Origin of the sequence: Streptomyces sp. NPDC001668 (assembly GCF_042893155.1) — a bacterium.
Classification (GTDB): Bacteria; Actinomycetota; Actinomycetes; order Streptomycetales; family Streptomycetaceae; genus Streptomyces.
Genome location: NZ_JBIAUQ010000011.1, coordinates 1 through 19,741, shown reverse-complemented (window position 1 = coordinate 19,741; position 19,741 = coordinate 1). Strand labels below are relative to the sequence as shown.

At 70.6% G+C, this 19,741-nt stretch carries 14 protein-coding genes; 7 read left to right on the top strand and 7 right to left on the bottom strand.

Annotated features, from left to right (window positions below; all coding sequences use genetic code 11):
• Window positions 1-12 precede the first annotated feature (12 nt).
• From ACFYZ8_RS29145 to ACFYZ8_RS29135, 3 genes are read left to right on the top strand one after another with little or no spacing between them, the layout of a single operon-like run.
• Complete coding sequence (locus tag ACFYZ8_RS29145) at window positions 13-3,261, top strand: glycosyl hydrolase family 28 protein (protein ID WP_388538368.1); 3,249 nt, start codon at window positions 13-15, stop codon at window positions 3,259-3,261.
• A complete protein-coding gene (locus tag ACFYZ8_RS29140; RefSeq protein ID WP_388538370.1) occupies window positions 3,258-5,507 on the top strand; it encodes an alpha-galactosidase in 2,250 nt (749 codons plus the stop codon). Before ACFYZ8_RS29145 ends, ACFYZ8_RS29140 begins: the two co-directional genes overlap by 4 nt.
• Before the next feature lie 11 nt (window positions 5,508-5,518).
• A complete protein-coding gene (locus tag ACFYZ8_RS29135) occupies window positions 5,519-7,549 on the top strand; it encodes a PQQ-dependent sugar dehydrogenase (RefSeq protein ID WP_388538372.1) in 2,031 nt (676 codons plus the stop codon).
• A 36-nt stretch (window positions 7,550-7,585) separates the two neighbouring features.
• Here the strand turns inward: ACFYZ8_RS29135 and ACFYZ8_RS29130 are convergent, their stop codons facing one another.
• Window positions 7,586-9,412, bottom strand: a complete 1,827-nt coding sequence (locus ACFYZ8_RS29130; RefSeq protein WP_359035993.1) for an AMP-binding protein — start codon at window positions 9,410-9,412, stop codon at window positions 7,586-7,588.
• 248 nt (window positions 9,413-9,660) lie between these two features.
• On the bottom strand, window positions 9,661-11,160 hold the full coding sequence (locus ACFYZ8_RS29125) for an MFS transporter (protein ID WP_388538374.1): 1,500 nt from the start codon (window positions 11,158-11,160) through the stop codon (window positions 9,661-9,663).
• A gap of 110 nt (window positions 11,161-11,270) precedes the next feature.
• Here ACFYZ8_RS29125 and ACFYZ8_RS29120 point away from each other — a divergent pair, with 110 nt between their 5' ends.
• Complete coding sequence (locus ACFYZ8_RS29120; protein WP_388538376.1) at window positions 11,271-12,254, top strand: Lrp/AsnC family transcriptional regulator; 984 nt, start codon at window positions 11,271-11,273, stop codon at window positions 12,252-12,254.
• Window positions 12,255-12,282: 28 nt separating this feature from the next.
• Here the strand turns inward: ACFYZ8_RS29120 and ACFYZ8_RS29115 are convergent, their stop codons facing one another.
• Complete coding sequence (locus ACFYZ8_RS29115; RefSeq protein WP_388538378.1) at window positions 12,283-13,146, bottom strand: LysR substrate-binding domain-containing protein; 864 nt, start codon at window positions 13,144-13,146, stop codon at window positions 12,283-12,285.
• 183 nt (window positions 13,147-13,329) lie between these two features.
• On the opposite strand from ACFYZ8_RS29115, the gene ACFYZ8_RS29110 reads away from it, so the two are divergent.
• Window positions 13,330-14,364: a bile acid:sodium symporter family protein gene (locus tag ACFYZ8_RS29110; protein WP_388538398.1), complete on the top strand. Its 1,035-nt coding sequence runs from the start codon at window positions 13,330-13,332 to the stop codon at window positions 14,362-14,364.
• Here the strand turns inward: ACFYZ8_RS29110 and ACFYZ8_RS29105 are convergent.
• The 3 genes from ACFYZ8_RS29105 to ACFYZ8_RS29095 form a co-directional block, all read right to left on the bottom strand.
• Complete coding sequence (locus ACFYZ8_RS29105; RefSeq protein ID WP_388538380.1) at window positions 14,300-15,526, bottom strand: DUF4185 domain-containing protein; 1,227 nt, start codon at window positions 15,524-15,526, stop codon at window positions 14,300-14,302. The genes ACFYZ8_RS29110 and ACFYZ8_RS29105 overlap by 65 nt on opposite strands.
• 11 nt (window positions 15,527-15,537) lie before the next feature.
• Complete coding sequence (locus ACFYZ8_RS29100; protein WP_388538382.1) at window positions 15,538-17,430, bottom strand: exo-alpha-sialidase; 1,893 nt, start codon at window positions 17,428-17,430, stop codon at window positions 15,538-15,540.
• 106 nt (window positions 17,431-17,536) lie between these two features.
• Entirely contained in the window at window positions 17,537-18,454 is a 918-nt protein-coding gene (locus tag ACFYZ8_RS29095; RefSeq protein WP_388538383.1) for a zinc-binding alcohol dehydrogenase family protein, read from the bottom strand.
• 89 nt (window positions 18,455-18,543) lie between these two features.
• Between ACFYZ8_RS29095 and ACFYZ8_RS29090 the strand changes: the two genes are divergently transcribed.
• Both ACFYZ8_RS29090 and ACFYZ8_RS29085 read left to right on the top strand, forming a co-directional pair.
• The gene (locus tag ACFYZ8_RS29090) at window positions 18,544-18,981 is read left to right on the top strand and encodes a MarR family winged helix-turn-helix transcriptional regulator (protein ID WP_388538385.1); all 438 of its coding nucleotides are present in this window, start codon (window positions 18,544-18,546) and stop codon (window positions 18,979-18,981) included.
• A gap of 19 nt (window positions 18,982-19,000) precedes the next feature.
• Window positions 19,001-19,528 (top strand): isochorismatase family protein, encoded by a 528-nt coding sequence (locus tag ACFYZ8_RS29085; RefSeq protein ID WP_388538387.1) that lies wholly within the window; start codon window positions 19,001-19,003, stop codon window positions 19,526-19,528.
• Window positions 19,529-19,620: 92 nt separating this feature from the next.
• Here the strand turns inward: ACFYZ8_RS29085 and ACFYZ8_RS29080 are convergent.
• Window positions 19,621-19,741, bottom strand: a 121-nt coding sequence (locus ACFYZ8_RS29080) for a formate dehydrogenase accessory sulfurtransferase FdhD (RefSeq protein ID WP_388538400.1), incomplete at its 5' end; no start/stop codon positions are given.

The following is a 19,741-nucleotide window of genomic DNA, read 5'->3' as shown; positions in this document are numbered from 1 at the left end:
GGAGCCGTCACCTTGAAACCCCCCACAGGTCCACGCTCCCGCTCCCGAGCGGCGGCGACCGTCCTCTTCGTCGTCGCCCTCGTCCTCGGACTGGGCCACCCGGCGGTCCCGGCCGCCCGGCAGGCCCCGTCCCGGGCCGCCGCCGTCTTCGACGTACGCGACTACGGCGCCAAGGGCGACGGCTCCGCCAACGACACCCCCGCCGTCAACAAGGCGATCACCGCGGCGAGTTCGGCGGCGGGCGGCGGAGCCGTCCGCTTCCCGCCCGGTGACTACAAGTCGAAGAACACCATCCACATGAAGAGCCATGTGACGCTCAGCCTCGACAAGGGCGCCACCCTCCAGGGCTCCAGCGCCGACACCTACGACAAGGCCGAGTCCAATCCGTACGACGGCTACCAGGACTACGGGCACAGCCACTTCCACGACGCGATGATCCACGGCGACCGGCTGACCGACATCGGCTTCGTCGGCGAGGGCGTCATCGACGGCATGGGCAACCTGATCACCGGCAACCCGAAGTCCGGCGAGGCCGACAAGATCATCTCGCTGACCCGGTGCGACGGACTCACGATCGGCGACGGCCTCACACTCCGCCGCGGCGGCCACTTCGCGGCGCTCGTCAACGGCTGCAAGAACGTGACCTCGCACCACCTGACCATCGACACCGCAAGCGACCGCGACGGCTGGAACATCATCTCCACGACGGACGTCACGGTGACCAACGCGACCATCCGGGCCAACGACGACGCCCTGGTCTTCAAGAGCGACTACGCCCTCGGCGCCAAGCTCCCCAACGGCCACGTCCGCGTCAACGACAGCTTCCTGTCCGCCCGTTGCTGCAACGCCCTCATGTTCGGCTCGGAGACCTGCGGCGACTTCTCGGACTACCGGTTCGAGAACATCCGCATCGACGGCGCCGACAAGTCCGGCCTCGGCATGGTGTCGATGGACGGCGCGAAGATCTCCGACGTCCACTACCGCGACATCACGATGACGAACGTCCACTCGCCGATCATGCAGAAGATCGGCACGCGAAAACGGTGCGGCAACAGTCCCGGAGTCGGATCGATCAGCGACATCACCTACGACGACATCACCGCCACCGGCAGCAGCCCGTCCTTCAGCCCGACCCTGTGGGGCGAGACCGGCCACCGTATCAAGGGCGTGAGCTTCAACCACGTCGACATCACGGTCCCGGGCGGCAACGGCACCATGTCCACGGGCGTGCCGGCAAACGACCCGAACGACTACAACCCCAAGGCCATCGGCACCCGGCCGGCCTACGGCTGGTACCTCCACAACGCCGACGACATCCGTTTCACCGACAGCTCGGTGAAGTTCGCCGCGGACGACGGACGGCCCGCGTTCATCGCCAACGCGGCCGACGGCATCCGGCTCACCCGCTTCACCGCGCAGAAGGGCTCTGGCTCCCCGTACGACGTGGGCCTCCAGGAGGCCTCCGGCGTCTGCCTGACGGACAGTCACAACACCTCCGGGGGCGCCCTGCGGGTCTCGGGAACCCAGGACTGCGGCAGTACGGCGGTGAAGCCGCTCGACCTGGAGAACCCCCGCCAGGACTTCCTGCGCAACTCCGTCGGCGGGCTGTTCCTGCACTGGGGCCTGCGCACCGCACCCGCCCACACCAGCTGCACCGCCTGGGAGAACGACGTCACGAACGGGAGCTGGAAGCCCGACTACTGGGTCAAGGAGGCCCAGAAGCTCCACACCCAGTACCTCGTCCTCGCCACCTTCCACAGCCGCCTCGGCTACGCCCGCCCCTGGCCTTCCAAGATCCCCGGCTCCTGCTCCACCAAGCGGGACTTCCTCGGCGAGCTGATCACGGCCGCCAAGGCCAAGGGCATGAAGGTCATCCTCTACATGACCAACGACCCCCAGTGGCACGACGAGGGCGGCCACGAGTGGCTCGACTCCGCCGCGTACTCCTCCTACAAGGGCAAGAACGTCGACCTGACCACCAACGACGGCTTCGGGCAGTTCAGTTACGACAACTTCTTCGAGGTCATGGACCGCTACCCCGACCTCGGCGGCTTCTGGATCGACAACGACAACGCCTACTGGGAGAGCCACGACCTCTACCGGCAGATCTACGACAAGCGCCCGAACTACACGCTCAGCAACAACAACGAGGACACGCCGATCATGGACATGATCAGCAATGAGCAGAAGACGGGCATGACCCCGGCCTACGACTACCCGCAGGCCGTCTACACCGCCCAACCCCGCCTGACCGAGGCCGACTTCAAACTGCCCTCGTCCGGCGCCTGGTGGTACGACGGCTCGAACCCCTCCGTCGACCGCGCGCTCACCCTCGGCCGTCTGATCACCAACGCGGGCTCGTCGGTCAAGGCGCTGATGGCGGAGACCGCCCAGGTCAACGGCACGTTCCCGGCCAACCAGGCCGCCTTCAACACCTTCGCCGACTCCTACCTCGACCCCATCTGGGAGTCCCTGCACGGCACCGAGGGCGGCGGCTACATGTACGGCGGCCTCAAACCGGGCGCCTGGAACGACGGTGCCTACGGCGTCACGACCATCGCGAAGGCCGACGCCAACCGGCAGTACGTGCACGTCCTGACCCCGCCGAGCACCAGCACCCTGCGCGTCCGGGACAACGGATACCGCATCGCCTCGGTCACCAACCTCCGTACGGGAAAGGCGCTTTCCTGGTCCCAGTCCGGAGGCGTGCTCACCCTGACCGGCCTGGGCGACTGGGACCCGTACGACACCGTCTTCAAGGTCACCACCGCCGGCCGTCAGGGCATCCTCACCGGCGTCAAGGTGAGCGCGAGCGCCTCGGCGAGCGGACACGCCGCGTCGGCGGCCGGCGACGGCGACTACCTCACCTACTGGGACAGCAACAAGACGCTGCCGGTGAACCTCACCTTCGACCTCGGCTCGGCGAAGAAGGTGCAGTACCTCGGCCTCAACCAGCGCGAGGACTCCGTCGCCTACGCCCGCTCGGACACCGAGCAGTCCGCACGGATCAAGGACTACAAGGTGTACCTGAGCGCCGACGGCTCGACCTGGGGGAGCGCGGTCAAGACCGGTCAGCTGCCAAGTCGCCGCGGAATCCAGGGCATTGACCTCACCGCCGCCGCCGATGCCCGCTACGTCCGCCTGGAGGTCGACTCCACCTGGGCCGCCTCCACCGACACCACCCGCTACAAGCGACTGCGCATCGACGAGGCGTGGATCGGCACGTCGTACGCCACACCCGCGAACGGGGGACAGTCATGATCCGTATCAGATCGCTCACGGCCACGGTGGCGGGCCTGCTCCTCGCCGCGCTGGTGCCGCTCGTGGGCACCGCCCGTCCGGCGGCCGCCTCCGACAACGGCCAGTCCGTCCGGCCCGCCATGGGGTGGTCCAGCTGGAGCTTCGTGCGCCGCACGCCGACCGAGGCGAAGATCAAGGCGCAGGCCGACGCGCTGGTCGCCAGTGGCCTCAAGGACCACGGCTTCGTCCACGTCAACCTTGACGACTTCTGGCAGAAGTGCGACTCCAACGGCTTCGTCGTCGACGACCACGGCCGCTGGGCCGTCGACACGGCCAAGTTCCCCGGCGGGATCAAGGCCCTGGCCGACTACATCCACTCCAAGGGCCTGAAGTTCGGCTTCTACGTCACGCCCGGCATCGCGAAGAACGCCGTCACGAAGAACACGCCGATCGAGGGCACCCCGTACCACGCCAAGGACATCGCGGACACCTCGAAGACCGAGAAGAACTACAACTGCAAGAACATGTACTACATCGACTACTCCAAGCCGGGCGCCCAGGAGTTCGTCAACTCCTGGGCCAAGCAGTTCGCGTCCTGGGGTGTCGACTACCTGAAGATCGACGGGGTGGGCAATGCCGACATCCCCGACGTCCAGGCCTGGGACAAGGCACTCAGGGCGAGCGGACGGCCCATCAACTACGCGCTCTCCAACAACCTCCCGATCGCCGACGCCGCCACCTGGCGCAAACTGGCGAACAGTTGGCGCACCCAGGGTGACGTCGAGTGCTACTGCGGACCCGGCGCCAACGGCAGCGGCTATCCGCTCACCGACTGGTCCCACGTCTCCAAGCGCTTCGACACGGCCGCCTCCTGGCAGCCGTACGCCGGACCGGGCGGCTGGAACGACCTGGACTCGCTGGAGATCGGCAACGGCGACCAGGTGGGCCTGACCGCCGACCAGCGGCGCTCCCACTTCACCCTGTGGGCGATGGCGGCCTCCCCGCTGCTGCTCGGCACCGACCTCACCCACCTCGACACCGTCGACAAGGCGATGCTGACCAACGACCGGCTGATCGGCGTCGACCAGGACGGCGTCGCGGCGAAGCGGATCGTCAACAGTGGTGTGCGGCAGGTCTGGAGCAAGAAGGAGAGCGACGGCCAGTACGTCGTGGCCCTGTTCAACACCGGCAGCTCGGGCAACGCGACCGTGAGCGTGAACTGGTCGCAGGCCGGCTTCACCGGTTCCGGTGACGTCACCGACCTGTGGTCCGGCGCGCACAAGGGCGTGATCGCGGACTCCTACAGCGCGACCCTGCGCCCGGGCGAGACCCGGCTGATCCGCGTGAAGCCCGTCAACTCTCTCAAGGCGGCGGTGGCTTCACCGGGCATGGCCGTCGCCCCCTACGAGTACCTCGGCTGGGGCAGCCCCCAGAACCCCACTGCTGTGATGTCGGCGACCGGCGTCAAGTGGTTCACGCTCGCCTTCATTCTCTCCGACGGCACCTGCAATCCGAAGTGGGACGGTTCCCGCCCGCTCACCGGCGGCGACGACCAGGCGAAGATCAACGCGATCAGAGGAGCCGGCGGGGACGTGATGGTCTCCGTCGGCGGCTGGAGCGGGAACAAGCTCGGCGAGAAGTGCTCCAGCGCCTCGGCGCTCGCCGGCGCCTATCAGAAGGTGATCAACGCCTACCAGCTGAAGGCCCTCGACGTCGACATCGAGAACACCGAGTGGTCCAACGCGACCGTACGGCAGCGGGTCGTCGACGCGCTGAAGACGGTCAAGGCGAACAACCCGGGCCTGAAGACCGTCATCACCTTCGGCACCACCACGAGCGGCCCCGACTCCACCGGCGTCGACATGATCAAGCGCGCCGCCAACTCGGGCCTGGCGAACGACGTCTGGTGCGTCATGCCGTTCGACTTCGGCGGCGGCACCACGAACATGGGCACCCTGACCACCCAGGCCATGGAGGGCCTCAAGGCCCGCGTCAAGTCGGCCTACGGCTACGGCGACACCGCCGCCTACGCCCACATCGGCCTGTCGTCGATGAACGGAAAGACCGACGACTCCGGTGAGCGTGTCCGCGTCGCCGACTTCAAGACCATGCTCGCCTACGCCCAGCAGCACCACATCGGGCGCCTCACCTACTGGTCCGTCAACCGTGACCGCCCCTGCGGCTCGGGCACCGACGGCGACTCCTGCAGCGGTGTGACGCAGCAGCCGTACGACTACCTCAAGGTCTTCACCCAGTACACGGGCTGAAGGGAACAACCGTGAAAATCAGCAGGCTTCTGCCCTACGGCCTCGCCGCCGCCCTCGCCCTGCCGCTCGCCGGCCTGAGCCAGGGGAGCGCGCTCGCGGCCACCGACTACCAGGCCGAGGACGCGACCGTCGTGCAGGGCACGGTGGCCACCAACCACACCGGTTACACGGGCACCGGCTTCGTCGACTACACCAACGTCCAAGGCTCGTACGTGGAGTTCACGGTGAGCGCCCCCTCCGCGGGCACCACGTCCGTCACCTTCCGCTACGCCAACGGGACCGCGACCGACCGTCCGATGGACATCTCCGTGAACGGCACGGTCGTGTCGCCGGCCGTCTCCTTCCCGGCCACCGCCGACTGGAACACCTGGGCCACCAGGACCGTCGACGTCCCGCTCACGGCGGGCTCCGTCAAGATCCGCGCGACCGCCACCACCGCCGGCGGCGGTCCCAACCTCGACCGCATCGGCGTCGCAGCGGCCACCGACTCCCAGGCCCCCAGCCGTCCCGGGCAGCCCAGTTGCTCCGACATCGGCGAGGACGGCCTCACGCTGGCCTGGGGCGCCGCCACCGACAACGTGGGCGTGACGGCGTACGACCTCTACGAGCACGGCAACAAGATCGGTGAGGCGCCCGGCGGTTCGACCAGCAAAGCGCTCACCGGCCTGACCCCCGGCACCACCTACAACCTCACCGTCATCGCCCGCGACGCGGCCGGCAACACGTCCCCGGCGAGCCCCGTCGTCGACTGCACCACCAAACCCAGCTCCGACACTACCCCGCCGACCAGGCCCGGCACCCTGTCCGCGGCGGACGTCACGGCGAACAGCGCCGCACTGAGCTGGGGTGCCGCCACCGACGACCGGGCGGTCGCCGGCTACGACGTGCGCAGCGACACCACCGTCTACAAGTCCGTCACCTCCGGCACCTCGACCACGCTGACCGGACTGGCCTGCGACAGCCCGTACAGCCTGAACGTGGTCGCCCGTGACGCGGCCGGCAATGTCTCCCAGCCGAGCAACACGGTCACCTTCACCACCAAGGCCTGCGCCACCGACGGCGGCGTCCCGTCCTCCGTCTCCACCCTCTCCTCCGGCTGGACCATCCCCTGGGGCATCTTCTGGATGCCCGACGGAAAGACGGCACTGGTCACCGAGCGGGACGACTTCCGGGTCTGGAAGGTCACCAAGGACGGCACGAGGACGCAGGTCGGCACCGTCCCGAACGCCGTCACCACCAACGGCGAGGGCGGACTGCTCGGCGTCGCCGTCGACCCGAAGTGGGAGACGAACCACCGCGTCTACTTCATGCACACCGCGTCCGAGGGCAACCGCGTGGTCCGCATGACGTACGACGGGACCGCTCTGAGCGACTACAAGGTCCTCCTCCAGGGCATCAAGAAGAACCGCTACCACAACGGCGGCCGCCTCGCCTTCGGCCCCGACGGCTACCTCTACGTCTCCACCGGCGAGGCCCAGACGCCCGACCTGGCGCAGGACAAGAACTCCCTCAACGGCAAGATCCTGCGCATGACCACGGACGGGAAACCGGCCCCGGGCAACCCGTTCGGCACCTACGTCTACAGCCTCGGCCACCGCAACCCGCAGGGCCTCGCCTTCGACCGGGGCGGCCGCCTGTGGGAAGCGGAGTTCGGCAACAGCTCCAAGGACGAACTGAACCTGATCAAACCCGGCGCCAACTACGGCTGGCCGGTCTGCGAGGGCACCTGCTCCACCGCGGGGATGACCAACCCGAAGGCCACCTGGAACGTCGCGGAGGCCTCGCCGAGCGGCATCGCCATCGTGCGCAACGTCGTCTACATGGCCTCCCTGCGCGGCGAGCGGCTGTGGCGGATCCCGATCAACGGCGACAGCGAGAGCGTCGGCACGCCGTCCGCGTACTACGTGGGCACCTACGGCCGGCTGCGCACGGTCACCAAGGTGCCGGGCGCCGACCAGCTGTGGCTGTCCACCACCAACTGCGACAACAACGGAGGAGCGGCGGACGGATCGGACAAGATCTTTCGCGTGACAATAAGCTGACAGGCCGTCAGAGCCAAGCCGGGGACTGACGGACCGTCAGGCCCGGTACAGCGCCTCGACCTCGTCCGCATACACCGTCTCGATCGCCTTGCGCTTGAGCTTCAGCGACGGGGTCAGCAGCCCGTGCTCCTCGGTGAAGGGCTGCGCCAGGATGCGGAAGGTGCGGATCGACTCGGCCTGCGAGACCAGGGTGTTGGCGGCCACCACCGCCCGCCGCACCTCGGTCTCCAGGTCCGGGTCCCGCACCAGCTGCGCCGCGGACATCCGCGGCTTGTCGTGCATCCCCAGCCAGTGCTCGACGGCCTCCTGGTCGAGGGTGACCAGGGCGGCGATGTAGGGGCGGTCGTTGCCCACGACGATGCACTGCGAGACCAGCGGATGGTCGCGGACCCGCTCCTCCAGCACACCGGGCGAGACGCTCTTGCCGCCGGAGGTGACGAGGATCTCCTTCTTGCGGCCGGTGATGGTGAGGTAGCCGTCCTCGTCGAGGGAACCGAGGTCACCGGTGGCGAGCCAGCCGTCGTGCAGTGTCTCGTCGGTGGCCTTCTCGTTGTTGAGATAGCCCTGGAAGACGTTGGCTCCGTGCAGCCAGATCTCGCCGTCGTCCGCGATGTGCACGGTCATGCCGGGGATGGGCTGGCCGACGGTGCCGTAGCGGGTGCGCTCGGGAGGGTTGGCGGTGGCCGCCGCCGTGGTCTCGGTGAGGCCGTACCCCTCGTAGATGTGCACGCCCGCGCCGGCGAAGAACAGCCCCAGCTTGCGGTCCATGGCCGAGCCGCCGGTCATCGCGTGCCGGATCCGGCCGCCCATCGCCGCCCGCAGCTTGCCGTAGACGAGCTTGTCGAAGAGCTGGTGCTGCATCCGCAGTCCCGCCGACGGCCCGGGACCCAGACCCCAGGCCTTGGCCTCCATGGCGTCCGCGTACTTCACCGCCACGTCGACGGCCTTCTCGAACGGCCCGGCCTTGCCCTCCTTCTCGGCCTTGCGGCGGGAGGCGTTGAAGACCTTCTCGAAGATGTACGGCACCCCGAGGAAGAACGTCGGCTTGAACGCGGCGAGGTCCGGCAGCAGAGCGGCCGCGTTCATCTGCGGCTGGTGGCCGAAGCGGACGCCGCCGCGAATCGCCGCGACCTGCACCATTCGCCCGAAGACGTGCGCCAGCGGCAGGAACAGCAGGGTCGCCGCCTCGTCGCCCTTCTTGGAGTGGAACACCGGCTCCCAGCGCTCGATGACGGTGTCCGCCTCGTACATGAAGTTGCCGTGGGTGATCACACAGCCCTTGGGGCGGCCGGTGGTGCCGGAGGTGTAGATGATCGTCGCGACCGAGTCCGGGGTCACCGCCTGCCGGTGGCGGTGCACCACCTCGTCCTCGATGGCGGTGCCCGCGTCGTACAGCTCCTGCACCGCGCCGGAGTCCAGCTGCCACAGCCGGTGCAGCTGCGGCAGCCGGTCGATGACGGTGGCGATCGTCATCGCGTGGTCCTCGTGCTCCACGATCGCGGCCGTGCACTCGGCGTCGTACAGCGCCCAGAAGCACTGCTCGGCGGAGGAGGTCGGGTAGACCGGCACCACCTGCGCGCCGATGGTCCACAGCGCGAAGTCGAACAGGGTCCACTCGTAGCGGGTGCGGGACATGATCGCGACCCGGTCACCGAAGCGGATGCCCTGGGCGAGCAGTCCCTTGGCGAGGGCCATGACCTCGTCACGGAACTCCGCGGACGTCACGTCCCGCCACCGTCCGTGCTCGTCCTTGCGGCCGAGGGCGATGTGCGCGGGGTCGTTCTGGGCATGCTCGAAGACGACGTCGGCCAGTCCGCCCACGGGGGGTGCCAACGCCAACGGAGGGTTGGTGAACTCGCGCAAACCCCGCTCCCCGCTCTCCCTGGCGCTCAGTGACGCTCCGCACAGCGCCGTGAAAGCTACCCCACCCGGGCATCCGGCGGGAGAGGGGCCGAAGCCGAGCGGTGCTCACGTATGGCCAGGTCAGTACCGGAAAATGCGCTCACATGGGGAAGGGTCGGACACAAAACCGACGGTTGAGTAAGCTTCCGGACCGTAATCTCCACCGAATCTGTACGACCCGGTTACGGCCCGGAACCTTGCAGAAACGGTCATCCCCGGGATGCCGTCTCCTCTTCCATCAGCGTCACCGGTGAGGATTTCGTCACCGCGGTGCGGGCCGCGCGATCCGGCCGGACCAGGACGAACACCAGCACCGCCGCCGCGACCCCCGTCGCGCCCAGCACGGCGTACGCCGTGTTCAGCCCCGAGGCGAACGCGGAGCGCAGCGCCTGCTCCCCGAACGTGTCCCGCAGGGCCGCCGCCCCGCCGCCCGCCAGGGTGTGCGCCGCCTCGTGCGGAAGCGTCTCCCCGAGCCGGGACGTCAGTACGGTGCCGCAGACCGCGACCCCGAGCGCGTACCCGAGCTGCCGGAAGGTGTTCACCGCGCCGCCGGCCATGCCCGCGCGCTCGGCCGGCACCGCCGCGAGCGCGGCCCCCGCGAGCGCCGGGGACACCAGCCCGGTGCCCACCCCCACCAGCACGAGCCCCGGAACCAGCGCCGTCCAGGTCGAACCCGCGCCGAGCACGGCCTGACCGAACGAGCCGGCGCCGACCAGCAGCAGCCCGCCCCCGATGGTCAGCCGGGCCAGCACACCGTGCAGCAGCTTTCCACCGAGGACCGCGACCACGACCGCGGCCCCCGTGAGCGGAAGCAGGGCGAGGCCGCCGTGCACCGGAGTCATCCCGAGCAGCGTCTGCATCCAGATCGAGGTGTACGCCAGCACCCCGAACGCCACGCCGTTGAAGGCGAGCGCCCCCGCCATCACCCCCACGAACGCGGGCCGGCGCATCAGCGACGGATCGAGCAGCGGATGCGTGACCCGGTGCTCGACGACGACGAAGAACAGCAGCGCGAGCGCCGCGAGACCGAAGGAGACCAGCGGGGCCGTCGCGGCCCAGCCGTCCTCACCCGCACGCACCACGCCGTACGTCGTCCCTCCCGCGAACCCCGCGAAGGCGAGCGTGCCGAGCCAGTCCACCCGCATTCCACGCGGGCCCTTCGACTCGGGCACGGCCCGCAGGGTCAGCCACACCGCGGCCACGCTCACCGGCAGGTTCACGAAGAAGATCCACCGCCAGCCCGGCCCCTGTGCGAGCAGTCCGCCGAGCACCGGCCCGACCGCCGCGGCCCCACCGCTGACCGCGCCCCACACCCCGAGCGCCACCGACCGCTGCCGCCCCTGGTACACGGACCCGAGCAGCGGCAGCGTCGTCGCGAGCATCGCGGCCGCACCGGCCCCCTGCACCGCCCGCGCCGCAACGAGCGTCCCCGGCCCCGGCGCCAGCCCGCACAGCAGCGACGCCACCGCGAACACCACCACGCCCGCCACATGCACCCGCCGCCGCCCGAGAAGGTCCGCGGCGGCCCCGGCCCCCAGCAGCAGCGCGGCCAGCGCCAGCGCGTATCCGTCCACCACCCACTGCAGATCGCCCAGTGAGGCGTGCAGCGATCCCGCCATGTCCGGCAGCGCGACCACCACGATCGTGACGTCCAGCAACAGCATGAACGTGCCCAGGCACACCGCCGTCAGCGGTCCCCACGTACGCATGTCCTCAACTCCCCTTGTGTCGGATGCGTGTTGTCTCCGTACGATGGCCAGCGGGCGGCCGATCGCACCGGACTCCGCGCCCGGATCGCCGTAATCCGACGGGAGCGGACATGCTGACGATGGAATCCGACACCTTCGACGAGCTCGACCTGCGGTTGCTCTACGCGCTGGAGATCAACGGGCGGGCCTCCTTCAGCCGGATCGGCGCGGTGCTCGGGGTCTCCGACCAGACCGTCGCCCGCCGCTACCGCCGGCTGTGCGCCGAGGGCGGGCTGCGGGTCGTCCTGCTCCGGGACGCCGAGCGGCTCGGCCAGGACCAGTGGATGCTGCGGGTGCGCTGCGCCCCCGACAGCGCCACGGCCATCTCCGACGCCCTGGCCAAACGCCCGGACACGGGCTGGATCGGACTCGCCTCCGGCGGCACCGAGATCGTCTGCATGACCCGCCCCCGCAACCCCGCCGAACACGACGAACTGCTCCTCGGCAGACTCCCGCGCACCCCCAACGTCGTGGAGATCCGCGCCCACCAACTGCTGCACCGCTTCTACGGCGGCCCGAACGGCTGGCTCCAGAAGTTCCGCGCCCTCACGGACGAACAGGTCGCCGCCCTGCGCCCCGACCCCGGCCCGGTGAGCGGCCCCGCCCGGATCGACCCGGAGGACGAACCCCTGCTGGCCGTCCTGGAGCGCGACGGCCGGGCCGGCTACCCCGAACTCCAGCGCGCCACCGGCCGCTCCGAGTCCGCCGTCAAGCGCCGGCTGGCGGCGCTGCTCGCCTCGGGGGCGGTGTACGTCGACATCGAGTACCACTCCGAGATCCTGGGCTACCGACGCGGGGCCGCCCTGTGGATCACCACGGAACCGGGTGCGCTGGAGTCCGTCGGGCAGGCCCTGGCGGGGCACGACGAGATCGCCTTCGCGAGCGCCACGGCCGGCGTGTCCAACATCGTGGTGACGGGCGTGGTGAGGGACACGGCGGCCCTCTACGCCTACCTGAGCGGTCCGCTGGGCCGCCTGGAGGGCGTCCGCCATGTGGAGGCGACACCGTTCCTGCGGCGGGTGAAGCAGCTCACCTATCAGCGTGCGGCGAGGTGACCGGGGCCGGAGCCGCGGAGGAAGGGCCTCACCGTCGGTGCAGCCGGTCGCCGCCCGCCAGGATCGCGCCGGCGAGTGCGTCGGCCGCCTCCTGAGCGGCCGTACGTCGGCGGCCGTGGACCAGCACGAAGTCCACCCGCCCCAGCTCCGGGAGCCCGAAACGGTCAGGCACCCGCACCAGCCCCGGCGGCACCAGACCGCGGGAGTGCGCCATCACCCCCAGCCCGGCCCGTGCGGCCGCGATCAGGCCGTTGAGGCTTCCGCTGGTGCAGACGATCCGCCACTCCCGCCCTTCCCGCTCCAGGGCCTCCAGCGCGAGCGCCCGGGTGATCCCCGGCGGCGGATACACGATCAGCGGCACCGGGCGGTCCGCGTCCAGCCGCAGCCGCTCCGCCCCGATCCACACCAGCCGGTCGTGCCAGACCAGTTCGCCCCGCGGGTCCTCCGGCCGCCGCTTGGCGAGCACGAGGTCCAGCTTTCCGGCGGCCAGTCGCTCGTGCAACGTGCCCGACAGCTCGACCGTCAGCTCCAGATCGACCTCGGGATGGTCGGAGCGGAAGCCCTCCAGGATCTCCGGCAGCCGGGTCAGTACGAAGTCCTCCGACGCCCCGAACCGCAGCCGCCCCCGCAGGCGCGTGCCGGTGAAGAACGCCGTCGCCCGGTCGTGCACCTCCAGGATCCGCCGTGCGAACCCCAGCATCGCCTCGCCGTCCTCCGTCAGCTCCACGGAGTGGGTGTCCCGGGTGAAGAGCTGCCGTCCAGTGGCGTCCTCCAGGCGCCGTACGTGCTGGCTCACCGTCGACTGACGCAGCCCCAGCCGCCGGGCGGCCTGCGTGAAGCTCAGGGTCTGCGCCACCGCCAGGAACGTACGCAACTGCGACGGGTCGTACATCCCGCGAGCTTATCGCGGAACGTGATGACAGTCAGAGTGGTATGCGGGATTCCCGATCAAGGGGTGAAGGAGGACGATGGAGGGGGACCCCCCGTCCTGAGGGGAGGTGCCCGTCATGACCCCGTACCACCGTCGAACACGAGCAAGTGGAGCACCGTGAAGCGCCTGAAGTGGCCGGCCTGGATGCCGGTCGACCCGTACATCCTGTTGCTGCTCGGCACGGTGGGTCTCGCGGCCCTCGTCCCGGCGCGCGGGACCTCCGCGGACGTGGCCTCGGGAGCCTCCACGGCGGCGATCGCCTTCCTCTTCTTCCTGTACGGCGCCCGTCTGTCCACCCGTGAGGCCCTGGACGGCCTCAAGCACTGGCGCCTGCACGTCACGGTCCTCGCCTGCACGTTCGTGATCTTCCCGCTGCTCGGCCTGGCCGCCCGCGGACTCGTCCCGGTGTTCCTGACGGACCCCCTCTACCAGGGCCTGCTCTTCCTCACCCTGGTCCCCTCCACCATCCAGTCCTCCATCGCCTTCACCTCGATCGCCCGGGGCAACGTGCCCGCCGCGATCTGCGCCGGCTCCTTCTCCTCCCTGGTCGGCATCGTCATCACCCCGCTCCTCGCGGCCGCCCTGCTCGGCAGCAGCGGCGGAGGGTTCTCCGCGGACTCGCTCCTGGAGATCGTGCTCCAGCTGCTCGTGCCGTTCCTGGCGGGCCAGTTGACGCGCCGCTGGATCGGCGGCTTCATCACCCGCCACAAGAAGGTCCTCGGCCTCGTCGACCGCGGGTCGATCCTGCTGGTCGTCTACACCGCGTTCAGCGAGGGCATGGTCCAGGGCATCTGGCACCAGGTGAGCCCGCTCAGGCTCGGCGGCCTGATGATCGTCGAGGGCGTGCTCCTCGCCCTGATGCTCGCCCTGACCTGGTACGGCTCCAAGGCGCTCCGCTTCGACCGGGGGGACCGCATCGCCATCCAGTTCGCGGGCTCCAAGAAGTCCCTCGCCTCCGGACTCCCCATGGCCAGCGTTCTGTTCGGCGCGCACGCCTCGCTCGCCGTGCTGCCCCTGATGCTCTTCCACCAGATGCAGCTGATGGTCTGCGCGGTGATCGCCAAGCGCCGCTCGCACGACCCCGTCCCGGCGGAGGCCGGGGAGACCGGGCAGGTCAGCTCGCCGGAGTCAGCCGCAGCGTCACGAACCGCGGTCGGTACAGCCCCACGTTCCGGTTGAGCTGCGCCGAAGCGGCCGCCGTCTCCAGCCAGTTGACGTCGTAGCTGAGCACCAGCCGCCCCGCGCCGCTGAGTTCGGGGTGCGCCTGCGGGTTGTAGGCGGCGACCTGGCCGGAGGGCAGGGGCGGGGTGAAGTCCTTCTCCGGACCGTGCCAGGGTCCGGTGGGCGAACAGGCCCAGTACGAGGTCACCGCCGCGAGCCCCTTCGTCCCCGCGGCCATGGTGAACAGCACGTACGTCCCGTCGTGGCGTACGACGGAGAAGGCGCTGCCCACCCCGGTGCGCCGCCCGTCCCCGAGCACCGGGCGCGGGCGGGCACCGGTCGTCCAGGCCGAGCCGTCCCAGTACTCCCAGGCACCCGGCTCCGCGAGCGCGCCCTCGGGCACCCGGGCCACGTACGCCGAGGAGGCGGAGCGGGACGCGGCCCGGCCGTCGTCGCCGCCGAAGACGTACGTCCACTCGCCGTCCTCGACCAGCGTGGTGCCGAACAGCACCCGTCGGGACGGGTCCTTGACCCGCTGCTCGTCGAGGACCTTCGTGACCGACTCGACGCGCAGGCCGGGCAGCGAGAGCGTGGCGACCTCGGTGGCGGTCGGGACGCCGTAGATCCACGGGTACTGGCCGGCCGTACGCACCCACAGCAGGACCCGGACGACCTGCTCGTCGGAGCCGGGGGAGCGGGGCTCGACGCGGGCCGCGACCGGCCAGCGCCACTGGCCTGGGCCGGGGTCCGGGAACAGGGGCGCCGGGAGGGTGGCCTCCAGGCGGCCGTCGCGCATCAGCACCGCGGAGTTGCGCACCAGGGGGGCGGTGGTGTCGCGCCAGGCGTGCGACTCGCCGAACGGGTTGGGCGGGCCGTACACCTGGCCGAGGTAGGTGTCGGAGAACAGCCACAGCAGCCGCCCGTCGGGCAGCCGCACCGAGTGGGTGCCGTCGCCGCCGGTCCAGTCGTCGCTGCGGCCGGAGTCGTCGCCGTAGCGGGCGAACTCGCCGGTGAGCCGGTCGTCCGCCGACCAGGAGCCGACGGTACGCGGTGTGCAGCCGCCGGAGTCCCGCCCGTCGCCGTCGGGAAGGGCGGTGATCAGCACGGCTCCGAGCACCAGCGCCAGCAGCAGACCGACGCCGGTGCCCGTTCGCTGTCGTGCTCGTAGGTCCTCGGGCACGGTTGGCGACGTTAGCGGCTGTCGTTCACCTGGTCCATGGGCAGCCACAGGACGGTGTCCGCCGACGGGGTGCTCGCGCCGGTGATCTCCGCGTCGGTGAGGGCCCGGTCCCAGACCCGGACCTCGTCGATCGCGCCGGTGAAGAAGGCCCGGCCGTCCACGCGCTGCCCGACGTGCACACCGAAGGGCGAGGCGCGGCTGACGGAGCCCGGCACGTCCGGTGCGCCGGTCGCCGTACCGTCGACGAAGAGCGTGAGCCGTCCGCCGCCCCGGCGCAGGGCCAGCCGGTGCCATGCCCCGTCGTTGTACGCGCCGTCGGTGCTCACCCATGCCGACCGCACGCTCGTGGCGCCCTCCCGCACGGTGATCAGCCCGCGCACCCGGCCGCTCGCCGGCTCCCCGCGCAGCCACACCTGCGGCTGGGTGCCGCCGACGCCACCCATCCACAGCAGGGGCTGCTGCCCGTCCGTGGCCGTGTACCGGAACCACAGGGACGCCGTGAAGTCCCCGCTGCCGAGCGGGAGTTCCGGCCGGTACGGCAGGCGTACGGCATCGTCGGCGCCGTCGAACTCCAGGGCGCGGCCGATGACCCCGGTCGTCTCGCGGGCGCCGCCGAGCACGGTCGCACCCGGGGCGAGGGGAGCGAGGTCGGGGGTGGTCGGGTCGGGGTCGCGGCGCGGTGTGAGCCAGTCCTCGGTGAAGCGGGCGAAGCGGATCTCGTCGCGCGCGTCCGCGGTGCCGCCCTCGTAGAGCAGGCCCACCGTGTCCTGGTCGACCGGTGCCATGTCGGAGTAGCCGGACCAGTCCCGGGTGACGACCGTGCCGCGGTCGGGGGTGTCCCAGCTGCGGCCGCCGTCGTAGGAGGAGCGGATCGTCATGGTGCGCCGGCGGTCCGGGTCCGCCGGGCAGGACAGCAGCAGGCGCTCGCCGAGATCGAGGACGGCGCACTGCACCTGCGGCGCGTACAGGTCCGGGAGGGCCTGGAACGGGGAGGCGAAGCTGTCGCCGCCGTCGAGGCTGACCGCCTGGCTGCGGTGGCCGAGGTCGGTGCCGTCCTGCTCGCGTCCGCTGACGAGTACCGAACCGTCGGTGCGCTCGGCGAGGGTGATCTCGGAGGGCTTCTGCCGGAAGGTGCCGTCGGCGGCGACCGGCCAGGAGTCGGTGGCGCCGACCCGCCAGTGCTCTCCGCCGTCGTCGCTCACGACGAGCGCCGCGTGGTTGGCGGTGACCCGACTGCCGGTCTCCGCGTTGACACCGAGGACCAGCCGCCCGGCGTGCGGGCCGCGGCTGAGCTGGATGCCGTGCACGGGGCCGGTGGCGTACCAGGAGTTCCACCGCGGGGGCCGGATCTCGCCGCTCAGGTCGCGCGGGGCGGACCAGGTGAGACCGTCGTCGTCGCTGTACTGGAGGTGCGGGGTGCGGTCGCAGGGCACCGTGCAGTTCCCGCTGTCCGTACGGCCCGTGTTGTACGTCTCGGCCAGCAGGACACGGCCCGTCACGCGGTCCACGACCGGGGCCGGGTTGCCGTGGGTGTCGCCCGCGCCCTCGTTGACCACCTGGAGCGGGCCCCAGGTACGGCCGCCGTCGGTGGACCGCTTGAGGACGATGTCGATGTCGCCGGCGTCCCCGCAGTCGAGGACCCGGCCCTCGGCGAAGGCGAGCAGGGTGCCGCCGGTGGTCCGGACGATCGCCGGGATACGGAAACAGGCGTAACCGGGGTCCCGGTCGGCCTTGAAGAGAATCTGCTGCTCGAACTCCGGTGTGGCAGGACGGAGTTGTGCGTGAGCCGGGTTCGGCAGGGCCAGGGCGACGGTGAAGGCGAGCAGGGCGGCGGTCGTGGGCACGGCAGCGGTGGTGGGCGCGGCGGTCAGGAAGGATCTCAGACGTGCGCGACTCGACGGCACGGGCGAACCTGCCCTTTCAATTGTCCGTACATCCGGAAATGTGACCTTTTGGGCACGGACGGTAGTTCCGCGCCCGGTGCCCCTCAAGAACCGTGGGCGTGTCCTGTCACGGATGGAGTACGACTTTTCCGAGGTTGCTCCGTGACCCGATCACCTCGTGCGCCTTCGCCGCGTCCTCCAGGGCGAACTCCCCGTGCACGACGGGTCGAAGGGCTCCGTCCATGAACATCCGCCACAGCTCCTGTCGCCACCGCTCGTACAACTGCGGCCGCTCACGAGCGATCCGTGCCATCTGAAAGCCCGTCACGGACTTGGCGCCCGCCAGGAGGTCGTACGCCTCGATCGTCCCGCCGCCCGAGCTGTACGCCACCAGCCGCCCGCCCGGGGCCAGCGCGGCGAGCGCCGGGGTGAGCAGCTCGCCGCCGACCGCGTCGAGGACGTAGTCGACGGGATCTCCCCAACTGCCGTCCCTGTACAGGACGGTGGCGTCGGCACCGAGCGAGCGCACGAAGTCCGCCTTCGCCGGATCGGAGACCGCGCCCACGACCCGGGACGCTCCCCGGGACCGAGCGAGCTGCACCGCGAGGTGGCCGACCCCGCCGGCCGCCGCCGTGATCAGCGCCGTCTCGCCCGGCTCCGGGCGCGCCGTCTCCAGTGCGCCGAGCGCCACCAGTCCGCTGCGGACCAGGGCTACGGCGTCGATTGCCGAGGCGTCGTCGGGGACGGGGGAGGCCATGGCCTCGTGCAGCAGCGCGAAGTCGGCGTACCCGTGGCCGAAGCACAGTCCCGTGACGCGTTCGCCGGGGTGGAAGCGGGTGACGCCGGCGCCGACGGACACCACCTCACCGGCGACCTCGCCGCCGAGGGGAATCGGCTCCGCGGCCTCGGTCACCTTGCGGACGACCGGGAGGGTGACGCCGATCGCCTCGCAGCGCACCAGGAGCTCGCCCGGGCCCGGCTCGGGGAGGGGTGCCTCCTCCAGGAACAGCGGGCCGCCCGTGGACTCGTAACGGACGCGACGCATCGATCCGGCCTCCCGTGGATTCATTGGGGATCCCAACGATAGGTGGATGGTCGTGGGGAAGTCCAATGAATAGTGACTAGGCTGGACGCATGGCCGAAGCACCCCTGCCCGCGATCCGCTCCCTCCCCAGCTGGCTCCTCGGCCGCGCCGCCGCCCGCGGTCGGGCCCTGGTGGCCGAGGCGCTGGCCACCGAAGGCATGAAGATGTGGCACCACGTGGCGCTCTCCGCCGTCCGTGACCTCGCCCCCGTGGCCCAGGCCGACCTCGGCCGCGGGGTGCGACTCGACCCCAAGGACCTCGTCGGCGTCCTGAACGACCTCCAGTCCGCCGGCCTCGTCCGGCGCGAACCGGACCCCGCGGACCGCCGAAAGAACGCTGTCTCCCTCACGGACGAGGGAGCACGGCTGCTCAATCGCTGCGAGAAGCTGGCCCGGGCCGCCAACGACGAACTGCTCGCCCCGCTCTCGGCGGCCGAACGCGACCGGTTCATGGACCTGTTGATCCGGATCTCCGGTACGCAGGGCTGATGACGGATAACGTTCCGTCATGACCGGACCCCTCGTGCTCGATCCCGCACGCAGCGCCCTCGTACTCGTCGATCTGATGGACCGGATCGTCGCGCTGCCCCTGGAACCCCGCAAAGGCACCGAAGTGCTCGCCGCCGCCGAGGAGTTGGCGACCGCCTTTCGCGATGCCGGCGCGCCTGTCGTCCTCGTGCGCGTCGAGCGGCCCGGCGTGGCCGACCAGCCGCCCGGCAGCGGATTCGTGACCGGCCTCGCCCACCCCGGCGACATCGAGATCGTGAAGCGGACCATCGGCGCCTTCCAGGGCACGGACCTGGACGCCCGCCTCCGCGAACACGGCGTCACCACGCTCGTGTTCGGCGGCATCGCCACCAACCTCGGCGTCGAGTCCACCGCCCGTGCCGCCCTCGACCTCGGCTACGACCTCGTCTTCGTGGAGGACGCCATGGCCGCCTTCACCGCCGCCGAGCACGAGGCCTCCGCACGGCTCGACTTCCCGCGTCTGGGAACGGTGGTGACGGGGGATCAGGTGCGGTTCGTGGCGGGCTGAACCGTTGCGGGTCGTGGTGGGCCGACCTCTCAGACGCATCAGACAGGGGTATGCGTCGGCGACTCCATAGGGGGTGCCGGCCCTGGAGTCGGTCAGCTCTGGGCGGTCGTCGCCTCCAGGGTGAGCCGGTGTTCTCCCGCGTACACGTTCATGGAGTGGCCGCGCAGGAAGCCGACGAGGGTGAGGCCGGTTTCGGCGGCGAGGTCGACGGCG